Origin of the sequence: Streptomyces sp. NBC_00310 (assembly GCF_036208085.1) — a bacterium.
GTDB lineage: Bacteria > Actinomycetota > Actinomycetes > Streptomycetales > Streptomycetaceae > Streptomyces.
Genome location: NZ_CP130714.1, coordinates 7,106,739 through 7,119,785 on the forward strand (window position 1 = coordinate 7,106,739; position 13,047 = coordinate 7,119,785).

General features: G+C 70.6%; 14 protein-coding genes. 6 read left to right on the plus strand and 8 right to left on the minus strand.

What is annotated here, in order from left to right:
- Nucleotides 1–98 precede the first annotated feature (98 nt).
- From OG202_RS31225 to OG202_RS31235, 3 genes are all read right to left on the minus strand, one after another.
- Nucleotides 99–1,196, minus strand: a complete 1,098-nt coding sequence (locus OG202_RS31225) for a hypothetical protein (RefSeq protein WP_328223931.1) — start codon at nucleotides 1,194–1,196, stop codon at nucleotides 99–101.
- The gene (locus OG202_RS31230) at nucleotides 1,193–2,833 is read right to left on the minus strand and encodes a M48 family metallopeptidase (RefSeq protein WP_328223932.1); all 1,641 of its coding nucleotides are present in this window, start codon (nucleotides 2,831–2,833) and stop codon (nucleotides 1,193–1,195) included. The genes OG202_RS31225 and OG202_RS31230 overlap by 4 nt, the downstream gene beginning before the upstream one ends.
- Before the next feature lie 162 nt (nucleotides 2,834–2,995).
- Nucleotides 2,996–4,114, minus strand: a complete 1,119-nt coding sequence (locus OG202_RS31235) for a hypothetical protein (RefSeq protein ID WP_326578166.1) — start codon at nucleotides 4,112–4,114, stop codon at nucleotides 2,996–2,998.
- A 281-nt stretch (nucleotides 4,115–4,395) separates the two neighbouring features.
- Between OG202_RS31235 and OG202_RS31240 the strand changes: the two genes are divergently transcribed.
- The gene (locus OG202_RS31240; protein WP_326578164.1) at nucleotides 4,396–5,550 is read left to right on the plus strand and encodes a cystathionine gamma-synthase; all 1,155 of its coding nucleotides are present in this window, start codon (nucleotides 4,396–4,398) and stop codon (nucleotides 5,548–5,550) included.
- A 34-nt stretch (nucleotides 5,551–5,584) separates the two neighbouring features.
- On the opposite strand, the gene OG202_RS31245 is transcribed toward OG202_RS31240, so the two are convergent.
- The 3 genes from OG202_RS31245 to OG202_RS31255 all read right to left on the minus strand — a co-directional run bounded on the left by OG202_RS31245 (nucleotide 5,585) and on the right by OG202_RS31255 (nucleotide 6,966).
- Nucleotides 5,585–5,833 carry a hypothetical protein gene (locus OG202_RS31245; protein ID WP_327728033.1) on the minus strand — a complete coding sequence of 83 codons (249 nt, stop codon included), beginning with the start codon at nucleotides 5,831–5,833 and terminating at the stop codon, nucleotides 5,585–5,587.
- Nucleotides 5,830–6,321, minus strand: a complete 492-nt coding sequence (locus OG202_RS31250; protein ID WP_327728032.1) for a sigma factor-like helix-turn-helix DNA-binding protein — start codon at nucleotides 6,319–6,321, stop codon at nucleotides 5,830–5,832. Before OG202_RS31250 ends, OG202_RS31245 begins: the two co-directional genes overlap by 4 nt.
- A 150-nt stretch (nucleotides 6,322–6,471) precedes the next feature.
- Nucleotides 6,472–6,966 (minus strand): MarR family winged helix-turn-helix transcriptional regulator, encoded by a 495-nt coding sequence (locus OG202_RS31255; protein ID WP_326585643.1) that lies wholly within the window; start codon nucleotides 6,964–6,966, stop codon nucleotides 6,472–6,474.
- Between the two features lie 165 nt (nucleotides 6,967–7,131).
- Here OG202_RS31255 and ilvA point away from each other — a divergent pair, with 165 nt between their 5' ends.
- The 3 genes from ilvA to OG202_RS31270 all read left to right on the plus strand — a co-directional run bounded on the left by ilvA (nucleotide 7,132) and on the right by OG202_RS31270 (nucleotide 10,403).
- Nucleotides 7,132–8,361: a threonine ammonia-lyase gene (gene ilvA / locus OG202_RS31260; protein WP_326578158.1), complete on the plus strand. Its 1,230-nt coding sequence runs from the start codon at nucleotides 7,132–7,134 to the stop codon at nucleotides 8,359–8,361.
- Between the two features lie 183 nt (nucleotides 8,362–8,544).
- The gene (locus OG202_RS31265) at nucleotides 8,545–9,561 is read left to right on the plus strand and encodes an ATP-binding cassette domain-containing protein (protein ID WP_326578155.1); all 1,017 of its coding nucleotides are present in this window, start codon (nucleotides 8,545–8,547) and stop codon (nucleotides 9,559–9,561) included.
- A complete protein-coding gene (locus OG202_RS31270) occupies nucleotides 9,558–10,403 on the plus strand; it encodes an ABC transporter permease (protein WP_327728031.1) in 846 nt (281 codons plus the stop codon). Before OG202_RS31265 ends, OG202_RS31270 begins: the two co-directional genes overlap by 4 nt.
- Before the next feature lie 79 nt (nucleotides 10,404–10,482).
- Here OG202_RS31270 and greA read toward each other — a convergent pair whose 3' ends face one another.
- Nucleotides 10,483–10,983 (minus strand): transcription elongation factor GreA, encoded by a 501-nt coding sequence (gene greA, locus OG202_RS31275; protein WP_033528003.1) that lies wholly within the window; start codon nucleotides 10,981–10,983, stop codon nucleotides 10,483–10,485.
- A gap of 232 nt (nucleotides 10,984–11,215) precedes the next feature.
- Entirely contained in the window at nucleotides 11,216–11,614 is a 399-nt protein-coding gene (locus OG202_RS31280; protein ID WP_327728030.1) for a DUF4307 domain-containing protein, read from the minus strand.
- A gap of 248 nt (nucleotides 11,615–11,862) precedes the next feature.
- On the opposite strand from OG202_RS31280, the gene mca reads away from it, so the two are divergent.
- On the plus strand, nucleotides 11,863–12,714 hold the full coding sequence (mca, locus tag OG202_RS31285; protein ID WP_326585642.1) for a mycothiol conjugate amidase Mca: 852 nt from the start codon (nucleotides 11,863–11,865) through the stop codon (nucleotides 12,712–12,714).
- Between the two features lie 21 nt (nucleotides 12,715–12,735).
- Nucleotides 12,736–12,981, plus strand: a complete 246-nt coding sequence (locus OG202_RS31290) for a hypothetical protein (RefSeq protein WP_326578145.1) — start codon at nucleotides 12,736–12,738, stop codon at nucleotides 12,979–12,981.
- Nucleotides 12,982–13,047 lie beyond the last annotated feature (66 nt).

A 13,047-nucleotide genomic window follows, 5' to 3' on the forward strand; every position in this document is an offset into this window, starting at 1 on the left:
CGGTACCTGTGCAACGTTCCAGGTACCGCCCGCAATGCGTAGCGCGTTCTCGCCGCTCAGCCCGTCCAGCTCAGCCCGTCCAGCTCAGTACGTCCCGCTCAGGCCGTCGCGGACGCCGCCGCCACCGCCTGGGCCGACGCGTTCCGGATACGGCAGTAGAACGCGGCCATCGCCTCGCCGTCCCCCTGGTAGCGCCACGGCAGGGCGTTGACGTACCCGTCGACCAGCTTGAACTGTTCGAGCGCGGCGTCGTCGCGGTCCTGGAGGGAGAGGTAGTAGGCGAGGAGGTGCCGCAGCTCGGGCAGGCGGGGATGCGTCGGGTCGGCCGCGGCGGCGTCCGCGAGACCGGCGTCCACGCGGCCGATCATCCTCGGCGTACGGTCGACGCTGTTGTCGTCCGACTTGTCGTGCTCGAAGTGCGCGATGAGCGGGAACGCGGTGAGCAGGCTGCCCAGCGGTGCCTGAGCCGCCGCGCGCTCGGCGAACTCCGTCGCCAGCTTCTCCGAGCCCCGCCACTTCGCACACCAGTACTGCAGTGCCGAGAAGTGGGCCTCGTAGTGGTGCGGGGCCCGGGCGGTGATCTCCGCCCACAGCTTGTCCATCTCGGAGTTCGGGTAGCCGAGCCCGAGGGCGACCCAGATCTCGGTGATGTACGGCGTCGGGTCGTCGGGGTTGAGCGCCGCCGCCCGGCCGATCTCCTCGCGGGAACGTTCCAGCATCCGGTGGAAGCCCCCGAACTGCTCACCGGTGGTGTGCTTGGCCAGCTTCCCGCCGCGCAGGTCCCAGGCCAGGATCACCGTGCTGCGGGCCCGGACGACGGCCGCGTCCGGATCGTCGGGACGGTCCGCCTCCCAGGCGAGCAGCCAGTCGTCCTCCTGCGCCGCGATCTCGGCCAGCACGTACGCGGCCGAGGACCGGCGCTCCCAGTCCCGGCCGGTGTCCTGCATCAGCTTGGCGGCCGCCTTCCAGTCGCCGCCGCGCACGGCGGCGAGCGCCGACTCCATACCGGCCGGGAGCGGACCCGAGAGCTTGGTGTTCTGCCGCTCCGCCGGCAGCAGCCCCATCGCCTCGGCGACGTCCGGGTCGACGTCGGCGCTGGGGGAGAAGAACTCCTTGAGGAAGACCCCGGCCATCCAGAGCCCGAAGAGCAGCGTCGGTACCGCCAGGACGGCCAGTATCCACAGCAGTACGGTCATCGCGGTGCGTCCGTTTCTCGGGCGGCGGGGCCTTGGGGAGTGGGCAGCAGCATGCGCAGCGGGCCGGTGTCCGGGTGGTCGGCGACCGCCGCGTCGATCGCGGCGCCGAGGTCGGTCTCCGTGCCGTCCGGCGCGGGCGGCAGACGCACCGCGGCCGGCTCCGACCAGGAGAACTCCCAGCGCAGCCGGGAGTGGGCGCTCAGCTCGGCCAGCACCATGCCCTGCAGCGCGTCCGCCAGCGCGGGTCGCACGAACTCGCGGAAGGCCCGGCCCTGCGCCTCGGCCGCCTGGTCGGACAGGGGGAGCCGCCGCGCCAGCTGCCACAGCTGACCGTCGTCGATCACCTTCAGCAGCGCGGGCAGGGACGGGTGGTCCTTGGTGTACATCGCGAGCGCCCGGTGCAGCGCGGTGTCGAGGGAGGAGAGGTTCGCGGCCATCGAACCGTCGAGCAGTTCCTGCCAGTCACCGGTGCGCCGGAACCGCAGCACGTCCTCGGTGAGGACCACGTCCTCCAGCGCCGCCAGGCTTCGGTCCGGGTCGGCGAGCAGACCCAGTGCCGCGCCCCTGGCCTCGTCGGCGCGACCGTCGGCGGGCAGCGCCTCGATCCGCGCGACGCGGTCGGCGATGGGCGGGTGCGAGTCGTACGGCGAGGTGGGGTCGGTGGGCAACTCGGTGCGCAGACCGACCAGTTCGAGCTGGCGGGCGGAGAGTATCCGTCCGTAGCCGCCGAAGAACTCGCCGCGCGGCGGCAGCAGCCGGGCCTCGGCGCCGAGCGTGGCGTAGCTGTTCATGTAGAAACCGAAGGCGGCGTCCAGCGCCGGGATCTCGCGCAGCGCCGACGCCGTGGCGTCGCGTCCGGCGATCCGGGCGGCCGCGGTGTCGGCGGCGTACTCCTGGCGGCGCGAACCGGAGAGCGTGGCGCGGATGTACAGCTTGGCGTAGCCGGTGTAGATCCGCGCCATCGCGCGGTACGTGAGGCCCGCGCCCGTCGTGTCGATCTCCTTGGCCTGCTTCCCCTTGGCCACGGCCTTGGCGTTCTTCTTCTCCAGCCGGGCCCGCTCGCGTCCCGCGGTCTTGTCGGCCCGCTCCTCGAAGTGCCGGATGGTGCGCAGTACCTGGGCCCGGCCGCGCACGGTGATCGCGGCGAGCCGGGTGTCGGCGTTCGAGTAGTGGCCCAGCTCATGGGCGAGGATCGCGCGCACCTGTGCCTCGGTCAGGCCCTGCAGCAGCGGTACGCCGAGGTAGAGGTGGCGCGGGCCGGGCAGCAGGCCGAGCAGCCGGGCGTCCTCGCTGACGGCGGCGTTGACGTCGGCCGTCAGGATGATCCGGGAGGGCGCCCGGGTGCCGACCGCGTCGGCCAGTTCCCTTACGGTGCGCCACAGTTCGGGCTCGTCGGCCTCCATCACCGGCAGGCCCGGCGGCTCCTCGCCCCGCGGCGTCCGCAGCATGAACAGACCGCGGACCAGCGGGATCGCCAGCAGTACGGAGACCACGTACAGCTTGGCGGCGAGGCTGGACGGAGCGTGCAGGTAGAGCAGGTAGTCGGCGCCGGCGAGCGCCGCGAGCAGGATCACGCCGAGCAGATAGAAGCCGGCGAGCAGCACGAGGGCGCGCAGTGCGCGCAGGGTCGCGCCCATTGGGCAGAGTTCCCCCCACGGAAAGATCGCGAACGATCATTTAAGCGGTGAAATAGGACGGCCGGGGACGTGTCCATGACCAAAAGATGTGAGAGGCGGAGTATTTCGCACGGGTGTGCGGGGTCGCAAGGGCTTACTGGGGGGCGCGCCCTCAGGCCCGCTTCAGTGCAGCAGCGTCGCCGGGCTCCCGCCGTTCGCCTCGTAGCCCGCCACCGCCAAGGCCCGGTATATCGCGTAGTCCGAGGCCGGGTCGGAGGTGAGGGTCCAGGGGAGGGCGCCTACGTGGCCGTCGACGTGGACGAGCTGGCTCATGGCCTCGGACCAGCGCTCGGAGCGGACCAGGAAGAAGATCAGCAGATGGCGGACATGGGCCAGCATGGGGTCGTCCGGCCGCGCCGCGTGCGCCGCGAACAGGGCACCGTGGATCGCCTTGGTGACGACCTCGCTCTCGTAGAAGCCCTGCACCAGGTTCACCTCGGGCAGGTGCTCGAAGACCGCGAAGAGCGGCATGGCCGCGAGGAGCGACCCCTGCGGGGCGCGGGCGGCCGCCGCCTCGGCGAAGGAGTACGCCAGCTCCCGCGAGCCGTGCCACTTCTCGCACCAGTAGTGCAGGGCCGCGAGGTGGGCGCCCATGTGCGCCGGGTCCCGGTCCAGGATCTTCAGCCAGAGCTGCTCGAACTCCTCACGGGAGTACGCCAGCCCGCGCGCCACCGACAGCTCGATGATGTACGGGATCGGGTCACCGGGGGCCAGCAGTGCCGCGTCGCCGCACGCCGATCTGGCCTCCTCCATGATGATCCGGAAGTCGTCCGTGCCCGGTGTCGACGTCCGCCACGCCTGCTGCACCAGGAACTCCGCGTGCACCGCCGCGCCACCCGCGTCCTTGGGCGCCTCGGCGCGCCACACCCGCAGCCACTGCCCGCCCGGCGTCTCGCCCACCCCGCCGGGCCGCTGCGCCAGCTCCAGTGCCGCCGCACCCGCGAAGGCCTGCACCCGCTGCCACCGGACCTCGCCGACCGCCTCCGTACCGGCCAGCAGCTGCTTCGCCGCCCGGTAGTCCTGGGAACGCTGCACCACGTCCAGCACGTCCAGCAGATCCTGGTCGGGCCCCGGCATCCGCACGTCGAGCAGCTCCTGCCGCACGAACCCGTAGTTCGCCGGGTCCGCCGCGTCCGGGTGCCCCGCCTCCACCTGCTGAATGCCGGCCCGCCGACGCGCCACGATCGGCCACACCACGAACCCGACCATGAGCATCGCCATCAGGACCCAGAGAATCTCCATGCGACAAGGGTTCCAGACGCGGCCGACAATTGCCCAACCCGCCCGTCGACCTGTGGATAACTCCGCGGACTGCCGCACCGTCGGACGGGACTGCCACCCCACCGGACGGGACTGCCGCACCGTCGGACGGCGTCCCAGCCCAGTGATCGGACGGCGTCCTCGCCCAGCAGAGGGGCGGGGAACCGCGCGACCGGCCACGACCGGCCCGCAGCCGCCGATCGACAGCCGCCCTCTTCCCATAAGGCGTCCCGAATCCCGCTGACCGCTTAGGCTCGACATCTATGAGCGACACCCACACCAGCCAGCACTTCGAGACCCTCGCGATCCACGCGGGCAACACCGCGGATCCCCTCACCGGCGCGGTCGTCCCGCCGATCTACCAGGTCTCGACCTTCAAGCAGGACGGCGTCGGAGGCCTGCGCGGCGGTTACGAGTACAGCCGCAGCGCCAACCCCACCCGCACCGCGCTGGAGGAGAACCTCGCCGCCCTGGAGGGCGGCCGCCGCGGGCTCGCGTTCGCGTCCGGACTGGCGGCCGAGGACTGCCTGCTCCGTACGCTGCTCAGCCCCGGCGACCACGTGGTCATCCCCAACGACGCCTACGGCGGCACGTTCCGTCTCTTCGCGAAGGTCGTCTCCCGGTGGGGCGTGGACTGGTCGGTGGCCGACACCAGCGACCCCTCGGCCGTACGCGCCGCCATCACGCCCAAGACGAAGGTCGTCTGGGTGGAGACCCCCTCCAACCCGCTGCTCGGCATCACCGACGTCCCGGCCGTCGCCCAGGTCACCCGCGAGGCGGGCGCGAAGCTGGTCGTCGACAACACCTTCGCCACCCCCTACCTCCAGCAGCCGCTCGCGCTCGGCGCGGACGTCGTCGTGCACTCGCTGACCAAGTACATGGGCGGCCACTCCGACGTCGTCGGCGGCGCCCTGATCGTCGGCGACCAGGAGCTGGGCGAGGAACTGGCGTACCACCAGAACGCGATGGGCGCGGTCGCCGGGCCCTTCGACTCCTGGCTGGTGCTGCGCGGCACCAAGACGCTCGCCGTCCGGATGGACCGGCACAGCGAGAACGCCACCAAGGTCGCCGACATGCTCACCCGGCACCCGCGCGTGTCCCAGGTGTACTACCCGGGCCTGCCCGAGCACCCCGGGCACGAGGTCGCCGCCAAGCAGATGAAGGCGTTCGGCGGCATGGTGTCGTTCCGGGTCGCCGGCGGCGAGGAGGCGGCCGTCGAGGTCTGCGACCGCGCCAAGGTGTTCACCCTCGGCGAGTCCCTGGGCGGTGTCGAGTCCCTGATCGAGCACCCGGGACGCATGACGCACGCCTCGGTCGCCGGCTCCGCCCTGGAGGTACCCGCCGACCTCGTACGCCTCTCCGTGGGCATCGAGAACGTCGACGACCTCCTGGAGGACCTCCAGCAGGCCCTGGGCTAGGTCCCGGACCGGACCCGGGCCCGGTCCGGGGCGCTCACCAGCCCGTCATCGGTGGGGTCGTCTCCGACGGCGGCTCCACCCAGGGGCGGGCTATCGACGCCCACACCAGGAACGCGACCACGGCGGCCAGCAGCACCAGCCACATCAGATGGCGGGCCGCCGTCCGGCGCCGCAGCATACGGCCGCCGCGCCGCGCGGCGGCCGCGCACAGGTCGGGCGGCACCTGGGGCGGCTTCCGGTCGAGAATCCGCCGCACGGCCGCCTCGCGCTCCCGCAGACTCATGACGGGGCCACCTCCACCACCTTCTTGGAGACGGCCTTGCGCGGGGGATGCAGGACCGTCGCCATCGCGCGCAGACAGATCGCCCGTACGCGTTCGACGGGCAGCCCGAGCAGCGCGGCCGTCTGTTCCTCGGCGACCCCCTCGTAGAGCCGCAGGACGAGGATCAGCCGCTCCTGGGGGCTGAGGATGCCCAGGACGCCGCCCGGCGCGGGGCGGAAGAAGGCGTGGCGGTGCCAGGCCCCGCGCGCGAAACGGACGGCCAGCTGCTGCCGGGTCCGGTCGTACGGGTCCTCGCCGCGTAGCCGGTCCCAGGTGGCGTAGGTGTGGGCGAGGGCATGGGTCAGCAGCCGCCGCGCGCGCGGGTTGGCGTCCGGCGGCTCCGCCGTGAGCAGGGTGGCGGTCTGCAGCAGCCGGCCCGCCGCACCCGCGACGAACGCCTCGAACTCCCGGGCCCGGCGGGCGCCTTGGGCCACATGCCGTTCTCGCACCGCGCCTCCCGCCTGAGGCCGACCCTGAGGAACGGGCCCCGGCCGCGTACCCGTCGGTGTACCCGTCGGTCCGCCGCGTACGGATTCCTCCGTCGCGTACGACAAGGGCCCGGTCTCATATGAGGCCAGGAGGGGTGGCGCGGTCAAGGGTCAGGAGGGTGACGGTGCCTCCGGCGCCGCCGCCATGCGGGTCGAGAGCGCCGTGTTGAAGCGGGTGAGGAGGGAGCAGAAGGCCTCGCGCTCCTCGGGGTCCCAGTCCTGGGTGAGCTCGGCCATCAACTGGCGCCTGGAGGAACGTACCTCCTCAAGGCGGGACAGCCCTCGCGGCGACAGCTGGAGGACCACCGCGCGGCCGTCCTCCGGATGCGAGGTGCGCTTGACGAGTCCGGTGTCCACGAGCGGCGCCACCTGACGGGTGACCGTCGAGGAGTCGATCCCCATGCTCGCCGCGAGCGCCTTGACGCCCATCGGGCCTTCCTTGTCGAGGCGGTTGAGCAGCAGGTACGCGGCACGGTCCATGGAGTTGCGCACCTGCCCGACGCCGCCGAGCCGGGTCTGTTCGGCACGGCGTGCGAACACCGCGACCTCGTGCTGCAGCGTGTCGAGAAGACCGTTGTCACCGACAGTCGTCATGTCCATCGACATTTCAGGTGTTGTGGGCATGGCCAAAGGCTCAATTCATGCGTGGGGCGCTGGGTTGGGGGACAGAGTACGCGGACCGGGCGCGGGGTGTACGGGCCCCGCTGAAACCCGGTCCCGCCCCTTGGTCACACCCGCGTCCAGCCCCTGTGAACTGCGAGACTGGTGGTCATGAGCTACAGCACGGCTGACTCCTTTCCACGGGTGACGCTCGACGACGTGCGAGGCGCGCAGAAGATGCTTACGGGCATTTCACGTGTCACCGCCATGGAGGGCAGCAGGCATTTGTCGCAGCTCGTCGGCGCGCCGGTGCACTTCAAGTGCGAGAACCTCCAGCGGACGGGTTCGTTCAAGCTGCGCGGCGCGTACGTCCGTATAGCGGGCCTGCTGCCCGAGGAGCGTGCCGCCGGTGTCGTCGCCGCGAGCGCCGGGAACCACGCCCAGGGCGTCGCCCTCGCCTCCTCGCTGCTCGGTGTGCGCTCCACGGTCTTCATGCCGAAGGGCGCCCCGCTGCCGAAGATCAGCGCCACCGAGGAGTACGGCGCCGAGGTGCGTCTGCACGGCACGGTGGTCGACGAGACGCTGGCCGCTGCCCAGGAGTACGCGACCGAGACCGGCGCGGTGTTCATCCACCCGTTCGACCACCATGACGTCATCGCAGGTCAGGGCACGGTCGGCCTGGAGATCCTGGAGCAGTGCCCCGAGGTGCGCACGATCGTGGTCGGGATCGGCGGGGGCGGGCTCGCGGCCGGCATCGCGGTCGCGGTGAAGTCGCTGCGGCCGGACGTGCGCGTCATCGGCGTCCAGGCGGAGGGCGCGGCCGCGTACCCGCCCTCGCTCGCGGCCGGGCTGCCCGTGGCCGTGGCGAACCCGGCGACGATGGCCGACGGCATCAAGGTCGGACGGCCCGGCGACGTGCCGTTCGGGATCATCGCCGAGCTGGTGGACGAGGTCCGTACGGTCTCGGAGTACAACCTCTCCAGCGCCCTGCTGCTCTGCCTGGAGCGGGCCAAGCTGGTCGTGGAACCGGCCGGAGCCAGCCCGGTCGCCGCCCTGCTGCGCGACCCGAAGTCCTTCGAGGGCCCGGTCGTCGCGGTGCTCTCCGGCGGCAACGTCGACCCGCTGCTGATGCAGCGCATCCTGCGCCACGGCATGGCCGCCAGTGGCCGCTACCTGCAGGTACGCCTCCGGCTGACCGACCGGCCGGGCGCCCTCGCGACGCTGCTGGCGGTGTTGTCGGAGGCGGACGCCAACGTCCTGGACGTGAGCCACGTACGGACCGACCCCCGGCTCGGGCTCACGGAGGTGGAGGTCGAACTGCATCTGGAGACGAGGGGGCCGACGCACTGCGCCGAGCTGAACCTCGCCCTCCGCGAGGCGGGCTACACCGTCATCGACTGAGGCCGGGCAGGCCCTCTGGCACGTGCTTGTCACTCGTTCGGGTAAGCCCATTGAGAGACGCGATACATCGCGTTACGGTGTGTTTCGTGCTCGCCCGCGGCGTGGCCCACGCCACCCGTGCGGCAGGGCAAAGCGTGCAAAACCAGGCTTTGCGAAGGAACCTCGAAGACGTGGAGAAATCACATGCCAGGCGCCATCCATGCCGAAGGCCTGGTGAAGACCTTCGGTGACGTAAGAGCCCTCGACGGCGTCGACCTCGATGTCCCCGAGGGCACCGTCCTGGGCCTGCTCGGGCCGAACGGCGCGGGCAAGACGACCACCGTCCGATGCCTCACCACCCTGCTGCGACCCGACAGCGGCAGGGCCGTCGTCGCCGGCATCGACGTGCTGAAGGACCCCGACGCCGTACGGCGCTCGGTCGGCCTCTCCGGCCAGTTCGCCGCGGTCGACGAGTATCTGACGGGCCGGGAGAACCTGCAGATGGTCGGCCAGCTGTACCAGATGCGCGCCAAGGCCGCGAAGGTGCGCGCGGGCGAGCTGCTGGAGCAGTTCCACCTCGCCGACGCCGCCGACCGCCCCGCCAGGACGTACTCCGGCGGTATGCGCCGCCGGCTCGACCTCGCGGCCGCGCTGGTGGTGTCACCGCCGGTGATGTTCATGGACGAGCCGACCACGGGACTCGATCCGCGCAACCGCCAGCAGCTGTGGGAGGTGATCAAGCGGCTGGTCTCCGGCGGCACGACCCTGCTGCTCACCACCCAGTACCTCGAGGAGGCCGACCACCTCGCGCACGACATCGCCGTGGTCGACCACGGCCGCGTCATCGCCCGCGGCACCTCCGACCAGCTCAAGGCCCGCACCGGTGGCGAGCGCGTCGAGGTCGTCGTGCACGAGCGCGAGCGCATCCCGGCCGCCGTCGAGGTGCTGACCGGCTTCGGCAAGGGCGAGACCACCGTCGAGGACCACACGCGCAGGCTCACCGTGCCCGTGGCCGGCGGTGCCAAGCTCCTCGCCGAGGTCATCCGCGAGCTGGACACCCGAGGCATCGAGATCGACGACATCGGGCTGCGCCGCCCCACCCTGGACGACGTGTTCCTCTCCCTGACGGGACACCTCGCCGAAAGGAAGGACGAGACCGAGGAGCACGGCGGGCCCGCCGACGCGAAGGGTCGCGGCCGCAGGACGGGGGCCGCGAGGTGAGTGCCACCACCGGAGCCGCGCGCGTCGCACCGTCCGGCAACCCGATCACCCGGTCCGTCCGGGACTCGCTGGTCGTCGCCAAGCGCAATTTGATTCGCATGTCCCGAATTCCGGAAATGGTAATTTTCGGGCTCATCCAACCCATCATGTTCGTGGTGCTGTTCACCTATGTCTTCGGCGGTTCCATGAACATCGGCGGCACCACGGACCCCGGTGTCTATCGCGAATTCCTGATGGCCGGCATCTTCGCGCAGACCGTCACCTTCGCCACCGCGGGCGCCGGTGCGGGCATCGCCGACGACATGCACAAGGGGCTCATCGACCGCTTCCGCTCGCTGCCGATGGCGCGCGGAGCCGTGCTGACCGGGCGGACGCTCGCGGACCTGGTCCAGACGACGTTCACCCTGGCGGTGCTGGCCGTGGTCGCCCTGCTCGTCGGCTGGCGCACCCACACCAGTTTCGGCGAGGTGCTCGGCGCCTTCGGCCTGCTGCTTCTCCTCGGGTACGCGTTCACCTGGGTCGGCGCACTGATCGGCCTCTCCGTGAGCACGCCCGAGGCGGCCACCTCCGGCGGACTGATCTGGCTCTTCCCGGTCACGTTCATCTCGAACGCGTTCGTGGACTCCAGCCGGATGACGCCCTGGCTGCAGCATGTGGCCGACTGGAACCCGTTCAGTGCCACCGTCCAGGCCTGCCGCGAACTGTTCGGCAACCCGGGGGTGTCGCCGTCGGACGCCTGGCCGATGCAACACCCGGTGTGGGCCTCCCTGATCTACTCGGTCCTCATCATCGTCATATTCCGGACCCTGTCCGTACGGAAGTACCGCTCGGCGGCGTCGTGAGCGGCGACCGGCCCCGGACATGACCGGGCCCCCGGCGCCGAAGGGGCGCCGGGGGCCGGATCGAGCGACGGTTGAGCGGTCAGCTCTGGTAGGGCACGGCCTTGAGGATCTTCACCGAGGCGAACTTGCCGTTCGGCAGCTCGTACTGCGCGTCCTGGCCGACCTTCTTGCCGATCACGCCCGAGCCGAGCGGGGACTGCGGCGAGTAGGTCTCGATGTCCGAGCTGGCGTACTCACGAGAGGCGAGCAGGAAGGTGACCGTGTCGTCCTCGTCGCCGTCGAAGGCGATCGTCACGACCATGCCGGGCGCCACCGCGCCGTCCGCCGACGCCGGCGCCTCGCCGACCTTGGCGTTCTCCAGGAGCTGGGTCAGCTGGCGCACACGGAGCTCCTGCTTGCCCTGCTCTTCCTTGGCCGCGTGGTACCCGCCGTTCTCGCGCAGGTCGCCCTCCTCGCGCGCGGCCGCGATCTTGGCGGCGATCTCCGTGCGCGCAGGACCAGACAGGTACTCCAGCTCGGCCCTGAGCTGGTTGTACGCCTCCTGGGTCAGCCAGGTGACGTTCTCGCTGGTCTGGGTCACAGGTGCTCCTCGTAGGTACTGGGAATACAAAGCATCGCCCTACCCAGAAGAATGTTCCTTCACGAGTGGGCGAAACCACGAGCCTAACAATTCAGTGGCGGAAGGGGGAGGACATAAACCACAAGCATTACGTCGACGCAGGTCAGGGCGTCGATTCGGCAGAGCTCGGGGCCGGTCGACGTCTACGTCACGGGTCGGTCGACGTCTACGTCCGGGGGCCGGGGGCCGGGGTTCAGCCGACGTGGCAGCCGAGCAGCTCGGCCGTGGTGCCGCGCGCGGTCGTCCTCAGGGTGACGACGTCGTCGATGTCCGTGGTGTCGGCGGCGAAGCGGAAGTCGGCGCGGCCGACCTCGGCACCGTCCTCGGACTGGGAGCGCACGGTGCAGTAGCCCTTGACCCCGGCGTCCTTGTCGCCCCTGAGGTGCACCTTCACCGAACGCGCCGACGTATCGAAGGTGTAGATCTCGACGCTGATCCTGTTGCCGGCGACGTAGTGGTAGGCGAACCAGCCGATGAGGACCAGGAGGGCCGCGCCGAGGACGCTGCCGATGACCTTGAGCTTGCGGTCGGCACGCTCGTCCGCGGAGCGGCCGTACCGGCCCTCGGGAAGCCGCGTGCTCGCCGTGCTCATGTCGTCTCCTCGGAAAGGGGCCGGGAGCGCGCTCCCGGCAGGGGCGTCCACGCATCGGACCGGGAATATCCCGCCCCCCGATGCCGTCACTATAGAAGCCCCGCGCCCAGCGCCTGACGGCCGCCCCATACGGGTGTCCGAGCGGGACGGCAGTATGGACTCACCGGATCGCGCCGGGCCGAGTCACCGAAGTTCAGGCCGGGCACCGAGTTACGAGGGAATGAGTCTTGACTGACCAGCTGCGACTGATGGCCGTGCACGCGCACCCCGACGACGAGTCGAGCAAGGGTGCGGCCACCATGGCGAAGTATGTGTCCGAGGGGGTGGACGTGCTGGTCGTGACCTGCACGGGCGGGGAGCGCGGCTCCATCCTCAATCCGAAACTGCAGGGCGACAAGTACATCGAGGAGCACATTCACGAGGTACGCAAGAAGGAGATGGACGAGGCCCGCGAGATCCTCGGCGTCGGGCAGGAGTGGCTCGGCTTCGTCGACTCCGGCCTCCCGGAGGGCGACCCCCTCCCGCCCCTTCCCGACGGCTGCTTCGCCCTGGAGGACGTCGACAAGGCGGCCGGCGAGCTGGTCAGGAAGATCCGCGCGTTCCGTCCCCAGGTGATCACCACCTACGACGAGAACGGCGGATACCCGCACCCCGACCACATCATGACCCACAAGATCTCGATGGTGGCGTTCGACGGCGCGACGGACACCGAGAAGTACCCCGAGGCCGAGTACGGCCCGGCGTACCAGCCGCAGAAGCTGTACTACAACCAGGGCTTCAACCGCCCCCGCACCGAGGCGCTGCACCACGCCCTGCTGGAGCGCGGCCTGGAGTCCCCGTACGGCGACTGGCTCAAGCGCTGGGACGAGTCCGAGCACAAGAACCGCACTCTCACCACGCACGTCCCCTGCGCGGACTTCTACGAGATCCGTGACAAGGCTCTCATCGCCCACGCCACGCAGATCGACCCCGACGGCGGCTGGTTCCGGGTTCCGATGGAGATCCAGAAGGAGGTCTGGCCCACCGAGGAGTACGAGCTCGCGAAGTCCCTCGTGGACACCTCGCTCCCCGAGGACGACCTCTTTGCGGGCATCCGCTAGCCCTGGGGGACAATGCCAGACATGAGCGTAAGCCTGGCAGTCACACACCTCGTCCCCCTCGCCAAGGAGCTGGACAAGGACAAGGTCACCCCCGGCGTCCTCGGTTTCATCGTCTTCGCGGTGATGGCCCTGGCCGTCTGGGGCCTGATGAAGTCCATGAACAAGCACATGGGCAAGGTCGACTTCAAGGAGTCGCCGGACGCGGACGCCTCCGTCGAGGAGACGACGACGGATGCGCGCGGCAAGGCGACACCGGCCAAGGGCTGAGCGCCGAGGCCACGGCTCGACGGCGTGACTCCGTGACACCGCTCAGGTGTCACGGAGTCACGGTGC